The following is a 24,878-nucleotide window of genomic DNA, read 5'->3' on the forward strand; positions in this document are numbered from 1 at the left end:
GATTGACTAGTCAATGTTGATCACCCACACTGGCTCGCATGATGATCGAAGCGCGCGGGCTGGTGCGGACGTTCAAGACCAAGCGAGGGGCGGTCCAGGCCGTCCAAGGAGTTGACCTGGATGTGGCCGACGGGGAGATCGTCGGATTTCTCGGGCCCAACGGGGCCGGCAAGACCACGACGATGCGGATGCTCGCCACGCTGATCAAGCCGACCAGCGGGACCGCGACGGTCGCCGGGTGCGACCTGGCGAAGGATCCCGTCGGCGTGCGCCGCGGGATCGGGTACGTACCGCAGAGCGGCTCCACGCTGCCCGAGGCGGTTGCCGGCGACGAGGTCGTCGACCACGCCCGGCTGTACGGCGTACCGAAGGCGAAGGCGGCTGCGGACGGGCAGCGGCTGTTCGAGGAGCTCGACCTGCCCGGGCTGTGGCGCCGGCAGTGCAAGACGCTGTCCGGCGGGCAGCGCCGGCGGCTGGACATCGTGATGGGCCTGATCCACGACCCGAAGCTGATCTTCCTGGACGAGCCGACCACCGGCCTCGACCCGCAGGCGCGGGCCAACCTGTGGGAGCACATCCGCGGCCTCCGGGACCGCGGCGCGACGATCTTCCTGACCACGCACTACCTGGACGAGGCGGACGCGCTCTGCGACCGGATCCTGGTCATCGACCACGGCCGGATCGTCGCCTCCGGTACCCCGGACAACCTCAAGCAGCAGGTCTCCGGCGACGCGGTCCGGCTGAGCATCGCGGACACCGCGCAGGCGCCGGCGGTGATGAAGATCGTCCGCGAACTCGACGGCGCCGTCGAGGTCGAGACCGAGGACGACGTGGTCGGGTTCCGGATCCCGCGTGGTGGTTCGGTGCTGCCCGGGCTGCTCCGCTCGATCGATGCCCAGGGCATCGAGTTGCACGGGGTCGAGGTGCACCGGCCGACCCTCGACGACGTCTTCCTCACCATGACCGGCCGTTCCCTCCGCGACGAGCACACCACACCTGCCGCCGCCGACGAGGAGAAGGAGCCTGCAGCATGACCGTCCTTCGCGAGACGTGGATCGTGTTCCACCGGGCGATGCGGCTGTCGCTGCGGAACCCGATGTGGTCGATCCTGATGCTGAGCCAGCCGCTGATGTACCTGTTCCTGTTCGGCCCGCTGCTGAAGCCGATCACCGCGCAGATCAGCGAGGGCCACGCCACCAACGCCTACCAGGTGTTCATCCCGGGCCTGATCGTGCAGCTCGGGATGTTCGGCGCGATGTTCGTCGGCTTCGGCCTGATCGCGGAGTACCGGGCCGGCGTCATCGAGGCCGACCGGGTCACGCCGGCCTCCCGGATCGCGCTGATGGCCGGGCGGGTCCTGCGGGACGTCGTGGTGCTCGTCGTACAGTCCGTACTCCTGCTGCTCGCCGCACTCCCCCTGGGTCTGCGGGCGCCGTGGGACGGCGTGCTGCTGTCGCTGGTGATCGTCGCGCTCCTTGGCGCCACCTTCGCGTCGCTGTCGTACTCGGTCGCCCTGATCACCAAGAGCGAGGACGCGCTGGCCCCGCTGCTGAACGGCATCGCCATGCCGCTCCTGCTGCTGTCCGGCATCCTCCTGCCGATGCAGATCGGTCCGACGTGGCTGCAGCGGTTGTCCGACATCAGCCCGCTGAAGCACGTGGTGAACGGCGTCCGCGCCCTGTTCCGCGGCGACATCAGCAGCTCCGCCTCGCTGTGGGGCCTGTTCTGGGTCGTTCTGCTGACCGTCGTCGGACTGGCTGTCGGCGCACGTACCTTCCGTAAGGAATCTGCTTGATGTTCATCGACGTGTTGCATGGCGGGGCTACGGTGCCGCCATGCGCTCGCCGATGGTCCGTGGGGTCGTCGGCTCAGTCGTAGTCGCGGTCGCCAGCCTGGTGACGTCGGTGGTACCCCAGTCGTCCTGGGTCGCCTCGTTCCCGCTGCGCGACTCCCTCGCCGGCCGGATGGTCGGCTTGACGTTCATGGTGGCCGGGCTCGGTTTGATGGCCTGGGCCTGGCTCACCGTGGGCCGACGGGTCATGGCCGGCGAGAAGCTTCCGCTGCTCCGGATGACGGTGTACTGGAGCATCCCGCTCCTGCTGGCTCCGCCCTTGTTCAGCCGCGACGCCTGGAGCTACGCGGCGCAGGGCGCGTTGGTGGCGAAAGGCTACAACCCGTACGAGGTGGGTCCTGGCGTACTGTCCGGCCACATCGTCGAGGCCGTGGATCCGATGTGGATGCAGACCCCAGCCCCGTACGGCCCGTTGCCGCTCGCGTACGGCGGTCTGGTCGCCCACCTCACCATGAACCCGTACCTGCTGATGCTGGCGCACCGCCTCCTCGCAGTACTGGGCGTAGTGCTCATAGCGTGGGCCGTACCGCGCCTCGCGATCGCCTGTCGCGTGGACCCGGCTTTCGCCACCTGGCTGGTCGTACTGAACCCCATGCTGATCACCCACGGCATCGGCGCCGCCCACAACGACATGCTGATGCTCGGACTCGCCTGTAGCGCGTTCGCTCTCGCCCTGACAGGCCACTGGGGTACGGCGGCCGTAGTGGCCGGCACTGCCGCCGCAGTGAAGCTCCCGGGCGGTCTTGTCGCAATAGCGATCGCCGCGGTGATGAGCCCGCCAGCAGGGCGCCTCCACCGTTTCGCAAGCCTCCTGATCGCAGGAGCCGTCTCGGTACTGACCCTGGTCACCGTCGGCGCTCTGACCGGTGTCGGCTCCGGTTGGCTCGGTGCACTCGACGTACCCGGGCTGGTACGTTCGCCGTTCTCCATCGCCAACCTGATCGGCATGGCAGCGTCCGGCGTACTCGGCTGGCTCGGTGAGGACAGTGCGGCGGCGCAGGCGTTGCAGATCGTCCGGCTGATCGGCATGATCGCAGCGCTCGGTCTGATCGCGTGGCTGAGCCTCAGGTCGTCCATCCACTACGCGGCGCGTGCTGTAGGGGTCGCACTGCTCGCGGTTGTCGTCCTAGGTCCAAGCGCGCACGACTGGTACTTCTTATGGTGCCTACCGTTCCTCGCTGTCGCACGTCCCGGCCGGCGGCTGACCACGATCATCACCGCGGTCAGCCTGATCTTCACGATCGCCGCACCGCTCAACTCCTCGCTGCGCGGTGCGACCATCCCGATCCTCACGACGACCGCTCTGGTCATCGCGATCGCCCTGCCGCTGCTCAACCATCTCCGCACGTTGCAGCCGGCGCGGAAGGTACCTGTTACAGCTGCTTGATCGCGTCCACCAGCGACTGGCTCAACGGCCGGTGGTCGTCACGGGAGACCTGTACCTCCACCACGTCCAGCCCTGCCACGGTCGGCTTGAGGGCAGCTTGTAGTTCGTCCACGGTCCGCACCAGCGTGTACGGCGTACCGCTGGCCGCGCACAGTGCGGACAGGTCGACGTTGTGCGGCGTACCGAAGACGCGCTCGAAATGCGTGGCGTGGTTCGGGTCGCCCTGCTCGAGTGTGGAGAAGATGCCGCCGCCGTTGTCGTTGACGACCACGATCCGCAGGTCCGGGCGGGGCTCGTCCGGCCCGATGATCAGGCCGTTGCTGTCGTGCAGGAACGCCAGGTCGCCGATCAGCGCGTACGTCGGGCCCGCGTTCGCGAGCGCGGCGCCGACGGCGGTCGAGATCGTGCCGTCGATACCGGCCAGGCCGCGGTTGGCGATGGTCCGGATCGGGACGACCGGGGCGAGGTCGAGGTCGCGGACCGGGTTCGAGGAGGCGACGACGAGCATGCCGTCGGCACCGGCCGCCGCACCGACGAGTGCCGCGATACGTGGGCCGCTGAGCCCGTCCGCGAGTACCTTGTCGACGGCCGGCCGGGCGGCCTGATCGGCGTCCTGCCACTGCTCCAGCCAGCCGGTCGGGTCGGCCGCGGTGACGGTCAGTCCGGTGACGACAGACTTTGCCCGGCGGGCCGGATCGGGCCAGTGCCCGGTCGGCGCCACCACGATCACCTCGACGTCAGGTCGTGCCAGCAGCTTGGAGATCGGGCGCGACAGCGTCGGGTGCCCGAACACCAGCACCCGCTCGATCTCACCGGCCAACTTGCTTGCCTGCAGCAACAACCTGTACAGGGTGATGGTGGACGGCCCCGTCCGCGCCCGGCTCGACGGCTCCGCGAACAACGGCCACCGCCCCGCCTCTGCGATCAGCCGCGCCGCCTGAGAAGCCCCATCCCCAGCAACTACAACAGTTCTGGGACCCGGCGACACCGCCGCAGGTTGCCCGTTCGCAGCATGCACAGCAGTCCAAGGCCCCGTACTGCGCCCTGTCAGAGGCTCCGGCCACTCAGGACCCTCGGTAGGCACCAACGGCTCACTGAACGGGCAGTTGAGCTGCACCGGCCCCGGATCAGCAGACCGTGTCCCCGTAGCGATCGCAACGGCTCGAGCGACCTGAGACCGCCAGTACGCGACCTGCCCGACCTCACGAACCGGCGTACCCATCTCATGGAACAACCGCACCGCGGACCCGAACACCTTCAGCTGATCGGTCGTCTGGTTCGCACCGCTACCTCTGAGCGCAGGCGGCCTGTCAGCACTCAGCACGATCAACGGCAGCCCACTGTGCGAGGCCTCCAACACTGCGGGATGCAGGTTGGCCACTGCAGTGCCAGAGGTAGTAACCACAGGCACAGGCAGCCCGTTGCCGCGCATCAGCCCAACAGCAAGGAAGCCCGCCGTACGTTCGTCGATACGAACATGCAGGCGCAGCCGCCCCTCACGATCAGCCGCCGCGAGTGCCAGCGCCAGGGGCGCGCTTCGAGAACCAGGTGAGAGCACAGCCTCGCGTACACCGTTGCGGATCAGCTCGTCGACCACCACAGTCGCAAACGCTGTGGACGGGTTCATCCGGCACTCCTTACTCGGGAGAGGCGCTCTTCCCACACCCTGGTCCGTTCTGCGTCGGCGCGCGCGGCCTGCAGCAGCTGGGGATCCGGTACGACGCGTTTGACCGGCAGAAAGCCGTAGGTGGGGAGGAGGGGTTCTGCGACGACCTCCTGGGTGAACATCGACACCGTGGCCAGGCCGCACGCGTACGGGAGCTCCGGAAGGGCTGCGGCGAGTGCTATACCTGCAGCGATTCCTACTGAGGTCTCCAGCGCCGAGGACACCACTACGGGCAGTCCGATCTGCTCTGCGATCTCCATGCACGCACGGACGCCGCCGATCGGCTGCACCTTCAGTACGGCGATGTCAGCCGCGTCGAGCTTCTTCACCCGCAGCGGGTCCTCCGCCCGGCGGATGGACTCGTCAGCCGCAACAGGCACGTCCGTACGTCGCCTGACGTCGGCCAACTCCTCCACAGTCGCACAAGGCTGCTCGACGTACTCCAGGTCGAACCGCTGCAACTGCTTGAGGTTCTGCACTGCCTGGTCGACAGACCACAGCCCGTTAGCGTCGATGCGGACGTTGCCGCTGCCGATGGCGTCCCGTACTGCTTCAACACGTTCCAGGTCATCAGCAAGTGTCTGACCCGGCTCGGCCACCTTCACCTTTGCCGTACTGCACCCTGACGCTCTGACGATCTCCGCCGCCTTCTCAGGGCCCACCGCGGGCACAGTGCAGTTGACGGGCACCTGGTCGCGTACTGGTGCCGGCCACCCGTCCTCGGCCGCCTCACGCGCCGCACGTAACCAGGAGACACAGGTGGCGTCGTCGTAGTCCAAGAACGGACTCCACTCAGCCCAGCCCGCAGGGCCTTCGTACAGCATGCCCTCGCGCACTGTGATCCCGCGGAACTTGTTCTTGAGGCTGATCGAGTACGTGATCACCGCACGCCCTCCAGCAACCGCTGCCGATCAACCTTGCCCGAGGCAAGCATCGGCAACGCCTCCAGCCGTACGACATCCTGCGGGGCCCACGTCCGCGGCAGCGTCTCACCGACCCAGTCGCGCAGCTCGTCCCGCGACGGCTCACCCACGACGAACGCGACCACCCGCGTCCCCCACTCGGCGTCCGGAACGCCCAGTACTACAGCGTCTTCGAGCTTCGGGTGCTCCAGCAGCCGCGCCTGCACCGTCGTCAGCGTGACGTTCACACCACCGGAGATCACCACGTCGTCCACCCGGCCTACGACCCGCAGCCGGCCGTCGACGAGCTCGCCCCGGTCCTGCGTCCGGAACCAGCCGTCGCGCAGCACCTCCGCGGTGAGCTCGGGCCGCAGCCGGTACCCGGAGAACAGCGTGTTCCCCTTGATCAGGATGCGGCCCTCGTCCAGGTCGATCGACGTACCGTCCAGCGGCACGCCGCCGTACACGCAGCCACTTCCGGTCTCGGTCATCCCGTACGACGGGATCGCGTTGACGCCGGCCTCCCGGGCGCGCTGTTTGAGTGGCTCCGGCGTCGGCGCCCCGCCGATGATGATCGCGTCGAACGACCGGAGCGCCTCCAGGTCCGTGTCGAGGTAGCGCGCCAGCTGCGTCGGGACCATCGCCGTGTAGCGCCGTACGCCGGTCAGTTGCTGGGTCGCGTTGGTGAAGCTGTCGTTCAGCAGCACCGGCGTCGTACCGGCGACGAGCGAACGGGTGAGGATCTGCAGACCGCCCACGAAGTACGGCTTCATCGGTAGCAGCCACTGCCCCGGGCCGCCGAGACGGTCGTGGGTGGCGGTCGCCGACGCGATCAGCGCCTCCCGCGACAGCAGCACGCCCTTCGGCTCACCCGACGACCCCGACGTGGTCAGTACGACGGCGCAGTCGTCCTCGACCGGCTCGTCCGGCGCGGCCGCCTGGCGGACCCGCGCGGCCCCGACCGCATCCGCCGGCACCGGCGCGAACGGCGTACCGCTCCCGTCGAGTACGCCGCTCAACGCAGACAGCACCGCATCGGGCGTACCAGGGATCAGCCGCAAGGTAGACATGTCACAGTCGAGCGTACGGCCCGCGCACCGCGGTCGGCGTCACCCCCGGCGAGAGCCACGCCACACCCCGGCCCGCCTCTGCCGGTCACCCGCCGGGCTGACAGAATCGACATTCATGGCTACCCCTGCCCAGTGGATCGAAGGCGCCCGCCCCCGCACGTTGCCCGCCGCGATCTCCCCCGTACTCGTCGGAACCGGCGCGGCCGCGTACCTCGACGGCTTCGTCTGGTGGAAGGCGCTGCTCGCCCTCGGCGTCGCGCTCGCCCTGCAGATCGGCGTCAACTACGCCAACGACTACAGCGACGGCATCCGCGGTACCGACGAGAACCGCGTCGGCCCGCTCCGCCTGGTCGGTTCGAAGGTCGCGACACCTGGCGCCGTCAGGACGGCCGCCTTCACCTGCTTCGGCGTCGGCGCCGCGCTGGGCATCGTGCTGTGCGCGACGACCACCTGGTGGCTGCTGGTCGCCGGCGCGGCGTCGCTTCTCGGCGCGTGGTTCTACACCGGCGGAAAGAAGCCGTACGGGTACCGCGCGCTCGGCGAGGTCAGCGTTTTCCTCTTTTTCGGACTGGTCGCCGTCCTCGGTACGACGTACGTCCAGGCCGAGACGCTGCACTGGACCGCCGTCGCGGGCGCGGTCTCGGTCGGCTCGATCGCCTGCGCCCTGCTGGTCGCGAACAACCTCCGCGACATCCCCACGGACTCGGTCACCGGCAAGCGCACCCTCGCCGTTGTCCTCGGCGCTTCCCGGTCGCGCCGCCTGTACGCGGCCCTGGTAGCCCTCGCGTTCGTCCTGGCCGCCGTTTCCGCGATCGCAACCCCATGGACTCTCCTGGCCTTCATCGCCGTCCCCCTGGCCATCAAGTCCACCCGAGTAGTCCTCAGCGACGCAGTAGGCCCCGCCCTGATCCCCGTCCTGAAGAACACCGGCCTCACCGAACTCCTCTACGCCCTCGGCCTCGCAATCGGCCTGGCCCTCGGGGGCTAGCGGGCCCGGGCGACCAGGTCCTCGATCGCGTCGGCGAGCTCCGGCACGGGTTGGCGGCTGTCGAGTTCGAGGGTGGCGCCTTGCCGGAGCAGGGGCTCGACGCTTCGGACGTACTGAGCGATCTCGGCTTGTTCCGTTGCGGTTTTCCCGTACGGGTTGTTGGTACGGCGGACTACACGGTCGATGAGGACGTCCAGTGGGGCCGTCAGTAGGACGATGTCGTGGAAGCGGTTGTAGAACCTTCCTTGGTTCTCCACGGTGCCGGAGACGATGACGTCGGGTTGGGTCAGCAGGTCGGCCATGCGAGGTTCGTTCCAGAGGCCGTCCTCGGTCCAGCCGTCGTAATCCGTGTCGACGGTGTGGTGGCCTCGGCGGGCCAACTCGTCCAGCACAGTGGTCTTGCCGGTGCCGGACATGCCGGTGATCAGGATGCGGGTCATGACGTGAGGGTTTCCCAGGCGGCCATGGCGCAGGTGATGACGGTTTCGAGTTCGGGGCGGGTGGCGCCGTCGCGGGCTTGGATGGAGAGGCCTTGGACGACGGTGGTGTAGTAGCGGGCCATCGCGTCGAGGTCGGCGGGCGGGATCTCCTTGGCCAGGCGGTCCCTGATCTCCAGGTACATGCCGTGGCGGCCGTCGGCGAGGAACTGGCGTACGGCGTGGTTCTCCACGGCGCCGGTCGGGGCGGCCAGGATCAGCATGCAGTAGTGCGGGTGTTCGGGATGGGTGATCTGGTCCGCGGTCGCCCGGAGCATCGCGTGGATCGCCTCGCGGGCGGTCGGCGCTTCGCGGAGGGCGCGGCGAGGCGGTTCGCCGGCAGTTGCGCCGTACAGCGCCATGACCTGGCGGAACAGGTTTTCCTTGCTGCCGAAGTACGCGTAGATGCTCGCGGACCGGATCCCCATCGCCTCGGCAAGGTCGCTGAGGGACGTGCCCTCGTACCCGCGTTCCCAGAACACGTCGAGCGCCTGCCGCAACGCGACGTCCGGGTCGAACGTCCGCGGCCTGCCGCGAGTCGCCATCCGGTCCTCCGCACTTTGTTGGTCGATCGACCAAGTTTAACCTTGACGGCCTCCGGATGCCGGTGGGACCCTTTGTTGGTCGATCGACCAAGAAATGAGGCACGGCATGCGCGCACTGCGGCAGACGACGCTCGACGGACCACCGGACCTGAAGCTGACCGACGTACCGATCCCCCGCCCCGGCCCTGGTGAGGTCCTTCTCCGCGTGACCGCGGCGGGCGTCAACTACGTCGACATCTCGCAGTCGTACGGCACGTTCGCAGGCGGCCCGCAGCCGCCGTACACCGCCGGAATCGAAGCCGCCGGCGAGGTGGTCACCGTCGGCGAGGGCGTCGACCTCCCGCTCGGCACGCATGTCGTCGGCGCGACCATCGGCGGCGGAGCCTTCGCCGAGTACTGCGTACTGCCGGCAGCCGCGGCGATCCCGATCCCACCCGGCTGGGACGACGAACAAGCCCTGGGCCTGGCCGTCAGCTGGCCAACCGCCCAGGCCGCCCTACGACTCGGCGAGGTCGCAGCTGGCCAGACCGTACTGATCCACGCCGCAGCAGGCGGGACCGGGCAAGCGGCAGTACGGATGGCCAAGCTCTACGGCGCCACCGTCATCGCGACGGCCTCCCCCGAGAAGCACGAGACGGTACGCGGCCTGGGCGCCGACCACGTCCTCAACTCCCGCAACCCCAACCTGGCAGCCGAGATCCTGGCCCTCACCAAAGGCGTCGACCTGGTCCTGGAGTCCGTCGGCGGCCCCACCCTCGAAACCAGCCTCGCGGTCAGCAAACGAGTGACCGGCCGAGTGGTCGTCTACGGCCTCCCCGCCGGCAACGCGTCGATCACCAACTGGGACCTCGTCTACAAACACCAACTCCATCTCATAGGCCTGAACCTCGGCGCCCTGATCCAACACGCCCCCGAAACCTTCGGCGAAGTAATGCGCGAACTCTTCACCCTCATAGCCACCGGAGTCCTACCCCCAACCGAACCGACCACCTACGACCTTGCCGACGGCCCCAAAGCCCTCACCGAACTAGAATCCCGAGCCACAACAGGAAAACTGGCTCTACTCCCCTGATCAGGTCAGCAGTAGATGTCCTCCCAGAACTCGCCTGTCTGCAGGCGATCAAGCTGAAACTGGAGCGACTCAGACCGCCCGGCCGTGCTAGTAAGTTCGAACCGCACCGTGTGACGCTGCACCGGACGCACAAACTCGCGCACCTGCTCGAACCCGCCCGAACGTCAACTGACAACCAGGCCGGTTATCACAAGACCCGTTGCCAGCAAACAAGTGCCGACAGCAACGATCCCCTGGCTCCTGGCCACCCGTCACCACACGGAAAGTGTGGCCATCCCCACGACACCCACGATCAGGACACCCTGACCAACCCGCGCTCGACGGTACTCGCCGTTGCTGAGCACCTGATACCCATGCTCCCGCTCCACCAACTCACACGCGATCAGCAACGGCCGCCCCCACGACCCGACAATCGCCAGCAGATAAACACCGGCACCCGCCCACGCGGACAACGCCAGCGGATCCCCGACGATGGCACCTCGCGCGAGACCAAGCGGCGCGAACGAACACCAAGCACCCGCGATCTTCCCGCCCAACCCTTGACGCGACCGAGCAACCGGATCCACAACCGTAAGCAAACAAAGCAACCCCAACATCAGCCCCATAACCACAAGCCCAAGCACAGCGTTGCCGAGAACACCCGACTTCCCGATCCCCATACGGTCCATTCAGCGTCACGCACCCTTAGTCGGCAACTCGACTTCGGCGTCACCTTCGAGCGGGTGACGCGGACAGTCCACTCAACGACGGGTGGTCAGAGCGCAAGCGTCCAGTCGTCGTTGGGGCTCGTGAGGGTGTTCCTATCGGCCGTGAATTCGACCGTCATGCTGTGGAGCGGGAACTGGCCGGCCGTCGTCCATCGCTCACGGACGCACTCCAGGTCATCCCAGAGTCGTCGTGGACCACTTTGGTGAACAGTCATGGTTGCGCTGTCAGCGCGCGCCCAGGAACCATCCGTTGCCAGCAGCCACAGAAGTTGGCTGCCGTCCTCGCATGTTGCCGAACGGTTCTCGACGTCCGGGGTCGCGAGCTCGTACAGGCAACGCAGCTCCCAGTCCTCCCAGAGATCAGGCATGGGGCCTGTCAGTTGGCGGCTCTCCGCGCCTGGCTGGTCGCGCGCGGCGGCGTACACATCATCGAGCCTGGCCGGGTAGTCCTTCTCGCCTCGGGTGCGCATGAAGCTGGCCGGATCTGGTTGGACGCGACCGCGAACGACTCCGTCGGGATCTTTCTCGGCTTTGATCAGAAGCGAGGTGCCGATGATGGTAGTGACGATTTTCCCGCCAGGGCGGAGAGCCTTGAGCCAGGCCGGCGGGACAGGACGGACGGAGACGGTCGCGATGATCCGGTCGTACTCGGAGTCCGGCAGCGAGCCGGTAGCATCGGCGACCTCGAGGCGCGGTGCTCGGCCGAAGCCGGCGAGGCGTTCGCGGGCAACGTCGACGAGGTAGGGATCTACGTCGATGCTGGTCACCTGCTGATCGCCGAGGCGATGTGCCAGAAGCGCAGCGGAGTACCCGGAGCCAGTGCCGACGTCCAGCACCCGGTCGTGCTCGTGCGCGTCGAGCAGATGCAGCATGCGCACGATCAACCCAGGCAAGGTCGAGGACGAAGTCGGGAGACCAGTTGGCCGGACGTCGAGCTCGGCCTGGTCCGCGTGCAGCGCCCCCACGCGGGTAACGAGGGTCTCGTCGGCGTACACCTCCGCCCACGGCTGGTCGGGCTGCGGCATGCGGAGCCCCCAGACGAACGGATAGCTGTCGGGGATCGGCTCCCACCACCTCGGCACCAACTGATGCCGAGGTGTCAAGCTGACCGAGTCGTGCCACTCCGGTGCAGCTGCCGCCACTTCGTCGGCAAGCTTGCGAGCGGCGTCGGTCCAGTCAGTCACGGAGTCAATCGTCCTTTCCTTGAAGGGCATCGGCCATTGCCTCGACCATCGGCACACCGGCCGGACGCAGCACCGGCCATCCACGCTCGGTGCGCTCGATCGGCGTCGGCTCACGGGACGGCTCCAGCAATTGCCGGATCGCACGGATGGTCTGCTCGGCCGGTCGCCCCTCGTCGAGAACCCGGCGTACGTCGGCAAGTACGTTCTGGTCGGTCATTCACGATCCCCGTCGTGCAGAGGTCATTGGAACGGTCAGGGCGACAGGGCAGGAGAGCGACGTACCGCCTACCTTCTCGGGGCTCACCCGCCGCCCTGACCTACTCCAACCCTGTCGCCGACCATCCATCCGAACCACCGAGCCGACCGGTGATCATCGGCGTCACTGTTCCCCGTTCAGCGGGGACGTTTCGTGGCATGATGAGTACTGTGAGTGTTCGGGTTGGTCCCAGGTCGAGCAATGGACCGAGCCTGCGACAGGCGCGAAAGAAGTGGTCGGCTGACCTGCGCTCACAGGGCTCGACCTGGGTCGAGATCGCTGCGACGTTCGCGGACGGGTACGGCGTGAACCCGCGCGTCGCGTTCCGGCTGGCACACGGCTGGAGTCAGCGCGAGGCTGCGGAACAGTGGAACCGGCAGTGGCCGGACGATCCGAAGACCTTCAAGAACTTCTCGTACTGGGAGCAATGGCCGGCGGCGAGCGGATATGCACCGTCGTTGGGTGTCCTGTCCAGAATGGCTCAGCTGTACCAATGCTCGGTTGCCGACCTTGTCGTCGATCTCTCCGACTTCCGCGAGATGGACTCCGCCCAAACGGCCGGAGGAAGCCTGACCGGACTATGGCGCTCCTCGTACACGTACTACTCGTCAAGCCGCCGCGAAGAACTCGAAGGCAAGCACATGGTCCGCCTGCGCCACGTCGGCGGACGGATCGTCGGAACCAGTGAGCGCGACGACCAGGAATCGAGGCTATCCCTCGATCTGTCGCTCAGAGGAGCGATCGCGACCGGAACCTGGACCGAACGAACGTCACCCGCCGGCTACTACCGAGGTGCGGTCTATCACGGGGCCATCCAACTCGTCGTCGGACCCCACGGACACTCCATGACAGGCCGCTGGCTCGGTTTCGGCAAGCAGTTCACCGTCAACAGCGGAGACTGGCGCCTCGACTGGGCGAGCGCGTGAGGTCACCCGCCGGGGACCTCACTGGAGCCGCAGATCAATGCGACGATTGTTGTGCCTGATCCGAAGGCTCCGCTGTGTACCTGGTCGAACAGGGCGTACATCATCTTTGCTTCGTAGACCCAGTCGAGTAGAAGGCCGTGTCTGGTCTCGAAGTCGCGGATGAAGGTGTCCAGTTCCTGCGATCGCTTCGCATAGCCGCCGAAGTGGTAGTCGCACTCGAGGTGCCAGGTGCCCGTTCGCTTGCCGTACGCCGAGGTCTGGAGATCGACCACCTCCTGCTCCAAGTACGCGCCACCCTTCAGGACGGGTACGCCGACAGCCGCCTGCTCCGGGGCCAATCCCGCGGCAACGCCCGCGAGGGTTCCGCCCGTGCCAACCGCGCAGAACATCACGTCGAAGGGTTCGGTCAGTTCGTCGGGAAGCTCTGCGCATCCCAGAACGGCCTCTTTGTTGCTGCCGCCTTCAGGCAGGAGGTAGAACTCGCCGAACTCACGGCTCAGACGGCTGATCACCGCGTCCGACGTCTTCGCACGGTAGGAAGGCCGGTCGAGATAGGTGAGGCGCATGCCGCGGTCGATTGCGTAGGCGAGCGACGGGTTGAGCGGCAGATGTTCCTCGCCTCGGATGACGCCGATCGTCTCGAAGCCGCCGTAGTGGCCCGCGGCGGCGGTCGCGCGGATGTGGTTCGAGTACGCGCCGCCGAACGTCAGCAGGGTCCTGAGGCCGAGCTCGTGCGCCGCGGCGAGGTTGTACTTCAACTTGCGCCATTTGTTGCCGGGGAACTCGGGATGAATCAGATCATCCCGCTTCAGCAGAACCCGAACCCCGGCCGCCTCCAGACGGTCGTCGTGCACCTCGTGCACAGGCGAAGGCAGCCGAAGCTCCACCGACCGAAGGCCTTCCACCACTCCACGATCCCATACGCGCCCACTGGGTCGGCGTACACACGTGCACTGCTTCTGGTCGTTTGTGACAGGGTGCGGACGTCCAGGCCATCACAATGTGCGCGTTGCGGACGACCTGCCGCGTGGGCCGCTGCACGGGTTGCGATTGTGATGGCCTGGCGGTCCGCACTTTGCGGAGGTGGATGTGGAGCCCACGACGGACGATCACAAGCAGCCGGTCACCACCTCCGACTTCGCCCACGAACTCGCGCCAAGTTCTCACCCGCGAGTGGCAGCTCGCAGTGCGCCGGCGGAGCAGGCGCGGTGAGGAGCGTGGCGACGAAGTTAGCGGCTGTGTAGCACGCGGGGGTGGACCACATGCACCGCGTGACTACGGCTATGCCGGTTCGGTCCAGTGGCCGGTGGTGGCGAAGGTTTCTAGGGTGGTGGTGTAGGGGGTGATGTCGATGCCGGCGGTGCGTAGCCAGGTGTCGTCGTAGTAGGTGTTGCCGTAGCGTTCGCCGCTGTCGCAGAGGAGGGTGACGATGCTGCCGCGGGCTCCGGTGCGGCGCATTTCGGCGGCCAGGCGGAGTGAGCCCCAGAGGTTGGTGCCGGTGGAGCCGCCGACGAGGCGGCCGGTGACGCGGGAGCAGAAGCGCATGGCGGCGATCGAGGCGGCGTCGGGGACGGAGATCATCCGGTCGACGACGCCGAGGACGAACGACGGTTCGACGCGGGGGCGGCCGATGCCTTCGATGCGGGAGGGGCGGCCGGTGGAGAAGTCGTGGTCGCCGGCTTCGAAGGCGGGGAAGAACGCGGAGTTCTCCGGGTCGACGACGGCGACCGACGTCTCGTGGCGCTGGTAGCGGACGTACCGCCCGATGGTGGCCGACGTACCGCCGGTGCCGGCGCCGACCACGATCCAGGTCGGGATCGGGTGCTGCTCCAGCGACAGTTGCCCGAAGATCGACTCGGCGATGTTGTTGTTGCCGCGCCAGTCGGTGGCGCGTTCGGCGTACGTGAACTGGTCCATGTAGTGCCCGCCGGTCTCCTCGGCGAGGCGCTTGGCCTCGCCGTAGATCTGGCCGGAGCGTTCAACGAAGTGGCAGCGGCCGCCGTAGAACTCGATCAGCTCGACCTTCTCGGGGCTGGTCGAGCGCGGCATCACGGCGACGAACGGGAGACCGAGTAGGCGGGCGAAGTACGCCTCGCTGACCGCGGTCGAGCCGCTGGACGCCTCGATCACGGTGGTGCCCTCGTGGATCCAGCCGTTGCAGAGCGCGTACAGGAACAGCGACCGGGCCAGCCGGTGCTTGAGCGAGCCGGTCGGGTGTACGGACTCATCCTTCAGGTACAGGTCCACACCGGTACCTTCCGGCATCGGGAACACGTGCAGGTGCGTGTCCGCGCTCCGGTTCGCGTCGGCGTCCACGATCCGGATCGCCTCGGACACCCAGGCCCGGTCCTTGTCGTCGCGCCGATCGACCTCGCGGCACACCCCGTCTACCTCACTCATGCGGGCCAGGCTAAGACGTAGAACCCGATTTGAGTATTCCTACGCTCGGTGACCGGGCCTCCGGCCGGGAGCATCGCAGGCATGATCCCCCTCGGACCGATCGAGTTCTCCCCGGCGGACGTGGCCCTGATCCTGGCCGTACTCACGCTGGGCGCGACCGCGCTCGCCCTGCCGGCAACCCTCACCCTCGCCTGGGTCGGCCACCGCCGTGCGACCGACCATCCCGGCTGGAACGCACTCTGGTACTGGTTCACGGGTACGTCGATCAGCCTCGCCACAACCGCTTTCGCGACCAGCAGGGGCCTCGGCTGGTGGGCAGTGCCGGTGGGGTGGCTGCCGACGCTCGTCGCCGCCGCGATCCTGAATCCCCGGACGCCGGTGGCCGATGATTACCCGTCCGAACGCTCCGGCGGCTGATCGAGATTCTGCTCGCGTTTCTTCTGTTCGGCACTGAGCCGCTCGACCTCTTCAACCAACTCGGCCAGAGCGGCATCCTTGTTCTTCCCGCGATATCGACCGATACCGAGATCGTAGTTGTTCCATTCCGACTCGATGGCATCCGCGGTCTGTTGCAGGTAGAAGCTTCGCTCCTTGAACTTGAAGTAACCCATGAACCCGGCCGCAAGCCCGACCAGGAACGTCACGACCACACTGATCCACCGGAGCGCCACTGCCGTCAGTGCCAGGCTCGTGACGGCGGTCGCGGCCAGCGATCCGACGATCACCACTGCCTGCAAAGCGTTGTTGACCCGCCGGTAATAGGTGGCGCCCGAGCGGAGCGTTCCCAGATCGGACCCGATCGACTCCCGATAGTTGTTGCGGCGCACGGCGAGCGGCAACTCCGCGGACTCGGCGACGAGTATCGCTTTCGACTGCCGGCCGACAACCAGCTCGAGCTCGATCAATCCAGACCGATATTTGTCCGGATAATCATGCTTCAAAATTGCGAACACCGCCAGGAAGATCGCGGACGCAATTCCGATCGCGACCAGAGGGGCGACGAAGACCTTCTTCTGGACACCGAATTCCGGGGTGTTCTCGGCGACATAGACAATACCTACCGCCACCGGCAGGAACACCAGACACAGGCGCTGTATCCGATCCAGTTGCCTCGCCACTCGGAGTCTCAACTCGAGTTCGAGCAGAGCGCGGTTGTGTGCCACGAAGCGCTCGGGGTCTATCGGCAACTCTCCAACTCCCATCTGTGGCGGGCGGGTCACTTTACAACGGTGGGTTGCCGACGGCGCAGGTATCACGCTCGACCCGGGGGCGAGCTAGTGTCGGAACTCATGACGACCGGGCAGGGGGAGCGATGAGCGAGAACAGTGATCGGCCGACGAGGCAGCGGGTGACGTTGACGGATATCAGTTCGCGGGCGTGGGAGCACCCGGCGGACCGCGGTGCGCTGGTGGCGCTGCGGCAGCTGAAGGGGTTCGACTACGTACTGCGGAAGATGTCCGGCCTGATCAACGAGCGTGCCTTCCGGCTGCAGTTCCTGGGCGGCGCGATCCGGGTCGACGAGCGGCAGTTCCCGACCGTGCACCGGCTGTACACGGAGGCGGCGAGCACGCTCGACGTCCGTGAACTGCCGGAGCTGTTCGTCACCAACAGCCCGTTCTGGAACGCGATCACGATCGGCATGGACAAGCCGTTCATCGTGGTGAACAGCTCCCTGCTGACCGGGCTGGACGAGGAGGAGCTGCGGTTCGTCCTCGGCCACGAGCTCGGGCACGCGCAGAGCGGTCACGCGCTGTACCAGTCGCTGCTGATGTGGCTGATGCGGCTGACCGGCGCGTTCAACTGGATGCCGATCGGCGCGCTCGGACTGCGGGCCATCATCGCCGCGCTGCACGAGTGGTCCCGCAAGGCGGAGCTGTCCGGCGACCGGGCCGGTCTGCTCGCCACCCAGGACCCCGCGGTCGCGCTGCGGGTGCAGATGAAGCTCGCCAGCGGCGGTCAGCTGAACGAGCTCGACACCACCGCGTTCCTTGCCCAGGGCACGGAGTACGAGAGCGCCGGCGACCTGCGCGACAGTGTGCTGAAGCTGCTGCTGCTCGAGGCGCAGTCGCACCCGCTGTCCGTGATCCGCGCGCACGAGCTGCGCCGCTGGGTGGACGAGGGCGAGTACACCGCGATCGTCTCCGGCGAGTACCCGAAGCGCCAGGACGACGGCGACGCGTCGATCTCCCAGGAGGCGAAGAACGCCGCCAAGTCGTACTCCGACGCGTTCAGCCGGTCCCAGGACCCGCTGGCCAAACTGCTCCGCGACCTCGGGGACGGCCTCGGCGGCGTCCGCGACTGGGTCTCCTCCAAGTTCCCACCGCGGTGACGGGACAGGTACTGAAGACCGCACGCCTGGAGGCGTTCAGCGACGGTGTCTTCGCGATCGCGATCACCCTGCTGGTGATCGAGATCAAGGTTCCCGAGGACACCGCGCACCTGCTGGACCAGTTGGGTCACCTGTGGCCGTCGTACCTCGGCTACGTCATCAGCTTCCTGGTGATCGGACTGGTGTGGGCGAACCATCACGCGATGTTCGACCACATCGCCAGCGCGGACCGGGTGCTGCTCTTCCTGAATACGATCCTGCTGATGCTCGTCGCCCTCATCCCGTTCACGGCCGGCGTCCTGGCGTCCGCACTCCGCAACCACGAGGGCGAACGGACCGCCGTCGTCCTGTACGGCGCTGTGCTCGTCGCCGGCGGCCTGCCGTTCAACGCGATCTGGGAGTACGCGCGCCGCGGTCATCGGCTCCTGGGCGACACGATCAGCCCGGAGGAGGCTCGTAAGATGAGCCGGCGGTTCCTCCTCGGGCCGTTGCTGTACGGCATCGGCACCGCTCTCGGTGCGATCGTCCCGATCCTCGGCATCGTCGCGTTCTCGCTGCTCATCCCGTACTACTGGCTGCCGCCCCTGACCCAACGGATCAAGACATGATCGAGCTCCAAGCAATCGGCCCGGACGACTGGAAGGCCTGGCGCGAGCTGCGCCTGGCCGCCCTGCAGGAGGCCGCGTTCGCGTTCGGCTCGCAGTACGCCGACTGGGCCGACGCGCCCGAGGAAAGCTGGCGGCAGCGACTCTCCGAACCCGGCGCCTATCAGGTGATCGCGAGCCTCGACGGTACGCCGGCCGGGATGGCCGGCGGGTTCCCGAGCGAGGACCGGACCGCCGAGCTGGTCTCGATGTGGGTCGCACCGGAGGGCCGCGGCAAGGGTGTCGGCAACGCGCTGATGCAGGCGATCGAGGACTGGGCCCGGTCCGTCGGCGCCACCAGCCTCGAGCTCTCCGTTGTCCCCGGCAACGATCCGGCGCACGACCTGTACCTCCGGCACGGGTACGTCGACACCGACGAACCCGGCGACCTGATGGCCGACGGCATCCGCCGCGAACTCGTGATGCGCAAAGCCCTGTAGACAAAGACGAAGGGCTCGCCTCCCCCTCCCGGAAGCGAGCCCTTCGAGACAACGGATCAGCCGATGTGGACTGCGGTCTCGCCGTCGTTGGCCAGGTCCTTGTGCTTGATCGACAGGCCGATCAGCGTGATCAGGGCGGCGCCCAGGGCCAGGAAGGCCGACCACACGAACGCACGGGTGAAGCCGTGCGTCGTGGCGAGCGCGGTGAACTGGCCCTGCAGCTGCTTGATCTGATCGGGCGACTGCCCGGACTCGGCCGCCTTCTGCAGGCCCGGGGCCAGCTCGGCGAACTTGTCCTTGATCGCGTTGGTGGAGATCGTGCCGAGCAGCGCCAGGCCGATCGCACCACCGATCTGCTGCACGGTGTTCAGTACGGCGGAACCGACGCCGGAGTCCTCCGCCGCGACCCCACTGACCGCGGTCAGCGTGAGCGGTACGAAGATCAGGCCCATCCCGAACGACAGCACCAGGATGTACGGCAGCAGGTGCGTGAAGTACGTCGAATCCACCTGGAGCCGGCTGAACCCGAACATGCCGCCCGCGACGAACACACCACCCGCACCGGCGATCCAGCGCGGGTCGATCCGCGCCACCAGCGTCGAGGCGACCTGCGCCGCGACCACGATGCCGACGCTGAACGGCAGGAACGAGACACCGGTCTTCAGCGCGCTGTAGCCCATGATCGACTGCACGAAGATGCCCAGGAAGTAGAACATCGAGAACATCGCGGCGCCGACGATCAGCATCACGAAGAAGCTCACACCGCGGGTTCGGTTGGCCAGGATCCGGAACGGCATCAGCGCGTGCCGCGACCGGGCCTCGATGCCGAGGAAGATCCCGATCAGCGCCAGGCCGCCGACGATGAAGATCAGCGTCCAGGTGTCGCCCCAGCCGTTCGTGGCCGCGTGCGTCAGGCCGTACACCAGCGAGGTGAGACCCGCCGTACCGGTGATCGCACCCGGCAGGTCGAACTTGCCGCTCTGCCGCTCCGACTCACCCAGGAAGCGGAAGGCCAGTACGGCGACCAGCAGGCCGATCGGCGTGTTGATGAAGAACGTCCAGCGCCAGGACGCCTCGGTCAGTGCGCCACCGAGGATCAGTCCGACGGCCGCACCGGCCCCGGACATCGCCGCGTACACGCCCATCGCGCGGTTGCGCTCCTTGCCGGCCGGGAACGTGGTGGTGATCAGTGCCAGCGCGTTCGGCGAGGCCATCGCGGCCGCGAGCCCCTGCAGGATGCGGCTGGTCAGCAGCACGCCTTCACTCTGCGCGATACCACCGACGAACGACGCCAGGCCGAACAGTACGACGCCGACGACGAACACCTTGCGGCGACCGAGGATGTCCCCGATCCGGCCGCCGAGCAACAGCAGACCACCGAACGCCAGCGCGTACGCGTTCACCACCCACGGCAGCGAGGCGTCGGTGAACTTGAGCGCGTCCTTGATGTGCGGCAGCGCGATGTTCACGATCGTCCCGTCCAGCACGACCATCAGCTGCGCCATGCAGATCAGTGCTAGCGCGATCCCCAGGTTGCGATGGCCGTGCGCGGCCGGCTCACCCACCGCGTCGACCGGCCGCCCTTCCGGCGGATCGGCGTTGATGACTTCTTCGGACATAGCAAGATTCCCCTCTTGGCAGACTGTCTTGGTTGCGAACCGGCCCCTCACCGGTCAGCTCGCCTGCGACCCCCGCGCCGCAGGCAGGATCACGTTGTCGATCACGCGGAGGATGAGTTCGTCGGTCGGCTCGACGCCGAGGATGTAGGCGTGGTGGATGATCACCGCGGGCAGCGTCACCGACAGCAGCTCGATGTCGACGCCCGGCGCGATCTCGCCGCGCTCGACGGCCCGCTCGTACACCTTGTTGGTCAGGTCCAGCCGCGGCGCCAGGAAGCGCTCCCGGAAGGCCGTCTGCAGTTCGTCGTCACGGTGCAGCGCGGTCAGCAGGCCGGCCACCACCGACATCGGCAGCTCGTCGGTGAAGCCACCCTCGCCGCAGGACATCGAGATCAGGTCGCCGCGCAGGCTGCCGGTGTCGACGTCCTCCGGCATCGGGCAGCCCTTGGCCCTGCTGATCGCGTCCACGACCAGCTCGGCCTTGGTGGACCAGCGCCGGTACAGCGTGGCCTTGCTGGCCTTCGCCGCGGTCGCCACCGCGTCCATCGTCAACCGGTCGTAGCCGAGCTCGGCCACCACCGCGACGGTCGCGTCGAGGATCTCCTCCTCACGCCCGCCTTCGACCCGGGGCCGCTGCCGTACTGTCTCCACACCCATCACCCTGCGTAGCTACATCATCACGATGGAACGAAACCGTTTCGTTTCATCCACCACGTTACGACTCGTGTGAAGGAATGCACAAATGATTTTGCCCGGAGTTCACGAGTGGCATAGGTCACTCTCCGTACCAGTCGTCCACTGGTACGGCGGTTTCAGGCGGGACTGCCCGCTAGTCGTCGTCCTCGGCGGAGCGGGCCTGCTCGAGGCGCGAGGAGATCTTCGCGGCCCGGGTGTCGATCTTGCCGGCCAGCCGGTCGCGGGCGGCCCGCAGTACGAAGATCGACAGGATCGAGGACACGATCAGCGCCAGCAGCGCGATCGGCCAGATCGACAGCCAGGTGTGCAGGACGACCCACAGCACGCCGAGGCAGACCGCGAACAGCGCGGCCCGCAGGCCGGTGTAGATCCCGAACTCCTTCATTTCACACCCCAGCGTAGGAGTGCATGCCGGAGACCAACAGGTTCACGCCGACGAAGTTGAACAGGAAGACGAACCAGCCCACGATCGCGATCGTCGCGGCCCGGCGGCCCCGCCAGCCCGCGGTCGCCCGCGCGTGCAGGTAGGCGGCGTACACCACCCACGTCACCAGCGACCAGACCTCCTTGGGGTCCCAGCCCCAGTACCGGCCCCAGGCGTACTCGGCCCAGATCGGCCCGGCGACCAGTACGGCGAACGTCCACAGCGGGAACGAGAACGCCAGCACCTTGTACGCCGTACCGTCCATCGCCTCGGCGCTCGGCAGCCGGCGCAGCGCCGGGGACATCGTGCCGCCTTCGAGGACCTTCCGCTCGGCGCGGGCTTTCAACAGGTACAGCACCGAGATCAGCCCGCCGACAGTGAACCCACCACCGGACGTCGCGGCCGCGGAGACGTGCAGGACCAGCCAGTACGAGTGCAGGGCCGGTACGAGCGGGCCGGCCGGCGTGTAGAGCGCCAGCGAGGCGAGGCCCAGGACGCTCGCGATCACCAGCGTCACGCCGAGGCCGAGCCACTGCAGCTTGTACCGCTGGACGAAGATCAGGTACACGATCGCGACCGCGAGCGACGCCGTGATCGAGAACTCGTACATGTTGCCCCACGGCACCCGGCCCGCCGCGAGACCGCGGGTGACCACGCCGCCGAGGTGGAACACGAAGCCCATCCAGGTCAGCAGCAACCCGATCCGGCTCGCCGCGTCCAGCCGCTCGGTCGACGCGGGCTCCTCGGAAGCCTGAACAGTCTGAGCAGTCTCAACGGTCTCGGAGACAGCCCCGGCCGAACCGACCAGCACTTGTTCCCTGACCGCGACCTTCTTCACGACCGCCGTGCGCCCGAGCGCCCACTCCATCGCGTGCGAAACCATCGCCAGCGCATAGATGATCGTGGCGGTGGGGATCAGCAGGTTGGAGACGTGTGCGTAGGTCTCCGGGCTCATGGCTGCTCCTGGTTGCTCGAGCCGGCAGGTTTCAAATGCTTCGTGATCGCCTGGATCTCGTCACCGAGGCCGCGCTCGGGGCCGCGGTCCAGACCGGCGACCTCGACAACGGTACGCCCGTCCTGCTCGCGGACTCGTACCCAGGTACGCCGCGGATGCACGAACAGCGAACCCATCAGCCCGAGGATCGCCAGCAGGACGCCGGCCAGCGCGAGGTCCGTACCGGGCGTGTGGCTGACCTGGAGCTTCACCCAGCGGCTGTATCCGTCGAAAGTGATCGACCCGGCCTTGTCCGGCAGCGCGACGCTCTGGCCCGGCGCGAGCTGGAACCGCCACTTGTCGCCGTCCTTGGTGAACTGCGTCAGCTTGGTCTTGTCCAGCTGGTACACGGACTCGGGCTTGCCTGTCTCCGCCTGCGGACGGCCGTAGTACCCGGTCATCACCAGCGCGGGGTTCAGGTCGTCGGGGAACACCGACACCGGACCCTGCTGGCCGATCACCGCGGTCGGCAGGAAGAACCCTTCGAAACCGAGCGTCCGCGGCCGCGCGTCCGGTGCCTTGATCACGCCGAACGACGAGAAGTTGCTGTCCTGCGGCAGGAACGGCGCCGGCCCGGAGAACGCCACGTTCCCCTGCCCGTCGCGGACCGTCACCCGCGGCGCGTACCCGTGGCCGATCAGGTAGACGCTGCTGCCGTCCAGCTTCAGCGGGTGGTTGACCTGCAGCAGGTACGGCTGCTCCGGCGCGTCCGGGGTCTCCTGGTAGGACAGCTGCGCCTTGAACTCGCGGGCCGCGCCCTTCTGCGGGCCGTCCTGCTGGAACTTCACCTGGAAGTCCTTGACCGTCAGCGAGAACGGCGGCAGGTCGTCGTCGCCGCTGAACGCGCGGCCCGGCGTGAAGTCGTCGTACTGCGCGACCGTGTTCGAGAAACTGTTGCCGACGACAACCAACACCGTGCCGCGGTACCCGAAGAGCGAGCCCCACGCGACGCCGATCAGCGCGAGGATCAGCGAGAAGTGGAAGAGCAGGTTGCCGGCCTCGCGCAGGTAACCACGCTCCGCCGCGACCGCTCCGTCGTACGACTCGACCCGGAACCGGCGGCGCTTCAGCTCCCGCGTCGCCACCGCCAGCACGTCACCCGGGGAGTCGACCTCGAAGCTCTGGTAACCGGGCAGCCGGTTCAGGTTCCGCGGCGGCTTCGGCGGACGGGCCCGCAACGCCTTGAAGTAGACGGAAAGCCTGGGGACGACGCAACCGATCAGCGAGATGAACAGCAGCAGGTAGATCGCCGAGAACCACGCCGACTTGTAGACGTCGAACAGCCCGAGCTTGTCGTACAGCGGGCCGAGCTTCGGGTGCGCGGTGAGGAACTCCGACACCTTGATCGGGTCGATCGACGTCTGCGGGACGAGCGATCCGGGCACCGCGCCGAGCGCGAGCAGGAACAGCAGCACCAGCGCGGTCTTCATCGACGTCAGCTGCCGCCAGGTCCAGCGCAGCCAGCCGACCAGGCCGAGCGCCGGCGGCGGCTCGTTCCCGGAGTTGCCGGTCGGTGCGGTGATGTGGTCCTTGACGCCGTGATCGATATCAGTCACCTCAGACCGCCGATCCGAAGTTGGCGACCCACTGCCGAAGGTCCGCGGTCATCGAGTCCCACACTCCCGTCAGCAGCAGCAGTCCCACCGCGATCATCAGTACGCCGCCGATCCGGATCACCAGCAGCTGGTGCTTGCGGACCCACGCCACCGCGCCCAGCATCCGCCGGAACGCCAGCGCCGCGACGATGAACGGAATGCCCAGCCCGAGGCTGAACACCAGCGCCAGCGTGGCGCCGCGCGCCGTACTGCCCTCGGTGGTGGCCAGCGTCATCACGGTCCCGAGCGTCGGCCCGATACAGGGCGTCCACCCGAATCCGAACAGTACGCCGAGCAGTGGCGCGGCCGCGATCCCGACCGCGGGCACCCGGTGCATGCGCAGGTCCCGCTGCATGAAACCGAACCCGCCGAGGAACACCACGCCGAGCAGGACGGTGAGCCCGCCGAGTACCCGGGTGATCGCGGTCTGGTGGTCGATCAGCAGGTCACCGGCCTTGCCGAACAGCACGCCGGTGAGGATGAACACCGTGGAGAACCCGGCGACGAACAACGCCGTACCGGCCAGCATCCGGCCGCGCTTCTCGGAGCCGAGCTCGGCCGCGGACAGGCCGGTGACGTACGACAGGTAGCCGGGCAGCAGCGGTACGACGCACGGCGAGAAGAACGAGATGGCGCCGGCCAGCACCGCGATCGGCAGCGCGACCAGCATCGAGCCCGTCATCGACGAGGCGAACCACTGTCCCAT

Annotated in this window: 27 protein-coding genes; 10 read left to right on the forward strand and 17 right to left on the reverse strand. The window is 67.5% G+C overall.

Features of this window, described 5'->3' with window-relative positions:
• The first annotated feature begins 38 nt into the window (after positions 1 to 38).
• From ACZ5BU_RS06370 to mptB, 3 genes are read left to right on the forward strand one after another with little or no spacing between them, the layout of a single operon-like run.
• Positions 39 to 1,034 carry an ABC transporter ATP-binding protein gene (locus tag ACZ5BU_RS06370; RefSeq protein WP_465695987.1) on the forward strand — a complete coding sequence of 332 codons (996 nt, stop codon included), beginning with the start codon at positions 39 to 41 and terminating at the stop codon, positions 1,032 to 1,034.
• The gene (locus tag ACZ5BU_RS06375) at positions 1,031 to 1,795 is read left to right on the forward strand and encodes an ABC transporter permease (protein ID WP_465695989.1); all 765 of its coding nucleotides are present in this window, start codon (positions 1,031 to 1,033) and stop codon (positions 1,793 to 1,795) included. The genes ACZ5BU_RS06370 and ACZ5BU_RS06375 overlap by 4 nt, the downstream gene beginning before the upstream one ends.
• Positions 1,796 to 1,835: 40 nt before the next feature.
• Positions 1,836 to 3,239 (forward strand): polyprenol phosphomannose-dependent alpha 1,6 mannosyltransferase MptB, encoded by a 1,404-nt coding sequence (gene mptB / locus ACZ5BU_RS06380; RefSeq protein ID WP_465695990.1) that lies wholly within the window; start codon positions 1,836 to 1,838, stop codon positions 3,237 to 3,239.
• Here the strand turns inward: mptB and menD are convergent.
• From menD to menE, 3 genes are read right to left on the reverse strand one after another with little or no spacing between them, the layout of a single operon-like run.
• Positions 3,226 to 4,866 (reverse strand): 2-succinyl-5-enolpyruvyl-6-hydroxy-3-cyclohexene-1-carboxylic-acid synthase, encoded by a 1,641-nt coding sequence (gene menD, locus ACZ5BU_RS06385; protein ID WP_465695991.1) that lies wholly within the window; start codon positions 4,864 to 4,866, stop codon positions 3,226 to 3,228. The two genes, mptB and menD, sit on opposite strands and share 14 nt — an antisense overlap.
• Complete coding sequence (locus ACZ5BU_RS06390) at positions 4,863 to 5,789, reverse strand: o-succinylbenzoate synthase (RefSeq protein WP_465695992.1); 927 nt, start codon at positions 5,787 to 5,789, stop codon at positions 4,863 to 4,865. The genes menD and ACZ5BU_RS06390 overlap by 4 nt, the downstream gene beginning before the upstream one ends.
• Positions 5,786 to 6,877, reverse strand: a complete 1,092-nt coding sequence (menE, locus tag ACZ5BU_RS06395) for an o-succinylbenzoate--CoA ligase (RefSeq protein ID WP_465695993.1) — start codon at positions 6,875 to 6,877, stop codon at positions 5,786 to 5,788. Before menE ends, ACZ5BU_RS06390 begins: the two co-directional genes overlap by 4 nt.
• 115 nt (positions 6,878 to 6,992) lie before the next feature.
• Here menE and ACZ5BU_RS06400 point away from each other — a divergent pair, with 115 nt between their 5' ends.
• Complete coding sequence (locus ACZ5BU_RS06400; RefSeq protein ID WP_465695995.1) at positions 6,993 to 7,865, forward strand: 1,4-dihydroxy-2-naphthoate polyprenyltransferase; 873 nt, start codon at positions 6,993 to 6,995, stop codon at positions 7,863 to 7,865.
• Here ACZ5BU_RS06400 and ACZ5BU_RS06405 read toward each other — a convergent pair.
• Positions 7,862 to 8,305, reverse strand: coding sequence for an AAA family ATPase (locus tag ACZ5BU_RS06405; protein ID WP_465695996.1), 444 nt, complete (start codon positions 8,303 to 8,305; stop codon positions 7,862 to 7,864). The two genes, ACZ5BU_RS06400 and ACZ5BU_RS06405, sit on opposite strands and share 4 nt — an antisense overlap.
• Positions 8,302 to 8,886 carry a TetR/AcrR family transcriptional regulator gene (locus ACZ5BU_RS06410; protein ID WP_465695997.1) on the reverse strand — a complete coding sequence of 195 codons (585 nt, stop codon included), beginning with the start codon at positions 8,884 to 8,886 and terminating at the stop codon, positions 8,302 to 8,304. Before ACZ5BU_RS06410 ends, ACZ5BU_RS06405 begins: the two co-directional genes overlap by 4 nt.
• A gap of 106 nt (positions 8,887 to 8,992) precedes the next feature.
• Here ACZ5BU_RS06410 and ACZ5BU_RS06415 point away from each other — a divergent pair, with 106 nt between their 5' ends.
• Positions 8,993 to 9,958, forward strand: coding sequence for an NADPH:quinone oxidoreductase family protein (locus ACZ5BU_RS06415; protein ID WP_465695999.1), 966 nt, complete (start codon positions 8,993 to 8,995; stop codon positions 9,956 to 9,958).
• Positions 9,959 to 10,209: 251 nt separating this feature from the next.
• Here the strand turns inward: ACZ5BU_RS06415 and ACZ5BU_RS06420 are convergent, their stop codons facing one another.
• The 3 genes from ACZ5BU_RS06420 to ACZ5BU_RS06430 form a co-directional block, all read right to left on the reverse strand.
• Positions 10,210 to 10,617 (reverse strand): hypothetical protein, encoded by a 408-nt coding sequence (locus ACZ5BU_RS06420; protein ID WP_465696000.1) that lies wholly within the window; start codon positions 10,615 to 10,617, stop codon positions 10,210 to 10,212.
• A 95-nt stretch (positions 10,618 to 10,712) separates the two neighbouring features.
• Entirely contained in the window at positions 10,713 to 11,849 is a 1,137-nt protein-coding gene (locus ACZ5BU_RS06425) for a methyltransferase domain-containing protein (RefSeq protein ID WP_465696001.1), read from the reverse strand.
• 4 nt (positions 11,850 to 11,853) lie between these two features.
• Positions 11,854 to 12,066 (reverse strand): hypothetical protein, encoded by a 213-nt coding sequence (locus tag ACZ5BU_RS06430; protein WP_465696003.1) that lies wholly within the window; start codon positions 12,064 to 12,066, stop codon positions 11,854 to 11,856.
• 149 nt (positions 12,067 to 12,215) lie between these two features.
• On the opposite strand from ACZ5BU_RS06430, the gene ACZ5BU_RS06435 reads away from it, so the two are divergent.
• On the forward strand, positions 12,216 to 13,031 hold the full coding sequence (locus ACZ5BU_RS06435) for a hypothetical protein (RefSeq protein ID WP_465696004.1): 816 nt from the start codon (positions 12,216 to 12,218) through the stop codon (positions 13,029 to 13,031).
• Positions 13,032 to 13,033: 2 nt separating this feature from the next.
• On the opposite strand, the gene ACZ5BU_RS06440 is transcribed toward ACZ5BU_RS06435, so the two are convergent.
• Complete coding sequence (locus ACZ5BU_RS06440) at positions 13,034 to 13,918, reverse strand: 1-aminocyclopropane-1-carboxylate deaminase/D-cysteine desulfhydrase (protein WP_465696005.1); 885 nt, start codon at positions 13,916 to 13,918, stop codon at positions 13,034 to 13,036.
• 394 nt (positions 13,919 to 14,312) lie between these two features.
• A complete protein-coding gene (gene cds1 / locus ACZ5BU_RS06445) occupies positions 14,313 to 15,431 on the reverse strand; it encodes an L-cysteine desulfhydrase Cds1 (RefSeq protein ID WP_465696007.1) in 1,119 nt (372 codons plus the stop codon).
• Positions 15,432 to 15,512: 81 nt separating this feature from the next.
• Here cds1 and ACZ5BU_RS06450 point away from each other — a divergent pair, with 81 nt between their 5' ends.
• Positions 15,513 to 15,848, forward strand: a complete 336-nt coding sequence (locus tag ACZ5BU_RS06450; RefSeq protein WP_465696009.1) for a hypothetical protein — start codon at positions 15,513 to 15,515, stop codon at positions 15,846 to 15,848.
• Here the strand turns inward: ACZ5BU_RS06450 and ACZ5BU_RS06455 are convergent.
• Positions 15,821 to 16,651, reverse strand: coding sequence for an SLATT domain-containing protein (locus ACZ5BU_RS06455; protein WP_465696010.1), 831 nt, complete (start codon positions 16,649 to 16,651; stop codon positions 15,821 to 15,823). The genes ACZ5BU_RS06450 and ACZ5BU_RS06455 overlap by 28 nt on opposite strands.
• A gap of 92 nt (positions 16,652 to 16,743) precedes the next feature.
• Between ACZ5BU_RS06455 and ACZ5BU_RS06460 the strand changes: the two genes are divergently transcribed.
• Genes ACZ5BU_RS06460 through ACZ5BU_RS06470 form a run of 3 tightly spaced genes read left to right on the forward strand, consistent with a single transcriptional unit; the run spans position 16,744 to position 18,844 of the window.
• On the forward strand, positions 16,744 to 17,760 hold the full coding sequence (locus tag ACZ5BU_RS06460) for a M48 family metallopeptidase (RefSeq protein ID WP_465696012.1): 1,017 nt from the start codon (positions 16,744 to 16,746) through the stop codon (positions 17,758 to 17,760).
• Positions 17,757 to 18,368 carry a TMEM175 family protein gene (locus ACZ5BU_RS06465; RefSeq protein WP_465696014.1) on the forward strand — a complete coding sequence of 204 codons (612 nt, stop codon included), beginning with the start codon at positions 17,757 to 17,759 and terminating at the stop codon, positions 18,366 to 18,368. Before ACZ5BU_RS06460 ends, ACZ5BU_RS06465 begins: the two co-directional genes overlap by 4 nt.
• A complete protein-coding gene (locus ACZ5BU_RS06470) occupies positions 18,365 to 18,844 on the forward strand; it encodes a GNAT family N-acetyltransferase (RefSeq protein ID WP_465696015.1) in 480 nt (159 codons plus the stop codon). The genes ACZ5BU_RS06465 and ACZ5BU_RS06470 overlap by 4 nt, the downstream gene beginning before the upstream one ends.
• Before the next feature lie 56 nt (positions 18,845 to 18,900).
• Here the strand turns inward: ACZ5BU_RS06470 and ACZ5BU_RS06475 are convergent, their stop codons facing one another.
• The 6 genes from ACZ5BU_RS06475 to ACZ5BU_RS06500 all read right to left on the reverse strand — a co-directional run bounded on the left by ACZ5BU_RS06475 (position 18,901) and on the right by ACZ5BU_RS06500 (position 24,878).
• On the reverse strand, positions 18,901 to 20,463 hold the full coding sequence (locus tag ACZ5BU_RS06475; RefSeq protein WP_465696020.1) for an MFS transporter: 1,563 nt from the start codon (positions 20,461 to 20,463) through the stop codon (positions 18,901 to 18,903).
• A 54-nt stretch (positions 20,464 to 20,517) separates the two neighbouring features.
• Positions 20,518 to 21,120 carry a TetR-like C-terminal domain-containing protein gene (locus ACZ5BU_RS06480; protein WP_465696023.1) on the reverse strand — a complete coding sequence of 201 codons (603 nt, stop codon included), beginning with the start codon at positions 21,118 to 21,120 and terminating at the stop codon, positions 20,518 to 20,520.
• 172 nt (positions 21,121 to 21,292) lie between these two features.
• On the reverse strand, positions 21,293 to 21,544 hold the full coding sequence (locus ACZ5BU_RS06485) for a DUF4229 domain-containing protein (RefSeq protein WP_465696024.1): 252 nt from the start codon (positions 21,542 to 21,544) through the stop codon (positions 21,293 to 21,295).
• Between the two features lies 1 nt (position 21,545).
• The gene (ccsB, locus tag ACZ5BU_RS06490; RefSeq protein ID WP_465696026.1) at positions 21,546 to 22,538 is read right to left on the reverse strand and encodes a c-type cytochrome biogenesis protein CcsB; all 993 of its coding nucleotides are present in this window, start codon (positions 22,536 to 22,538) and stop codon (positions 21,546 to 21,548) included.
• Positions 22,535 to 24,133 carry a cytochrome c biogenesis protein ResB gene (resB, locus tag ACZ5BU_RS06495; protein WP_465696028.1) on the reverse strand — a complete coding sequence of 533 codons (1,599 nt, stop codon included), beginning with the start codon at positions 24,131 to 24,133 and terminating at the stop codon, positions 22,535 to 22,537. Before resB ends, ccsB begins: the two co-directional genes overlap by 4 nt.
• A 1-nt stretch (position 24,134) precedes the next feature.
• The gene (locus ACZ5BU_RS06500) at positions 24,135 to 24,878 is read right to left on the reverse strand and encodes a cytochrome c biogenesis CcdA family protein (RefSeq protein ID WP_465696030.1); all 744 of its coding nucleotides are present in this window, start codon (positions 24,876 to 24,878) and stop codon (positions 24,135 to 24,137) included.

The sequence above is a fragment of the Kribbella sp. NPDC031520 genome, assembly GCF_055580825.1.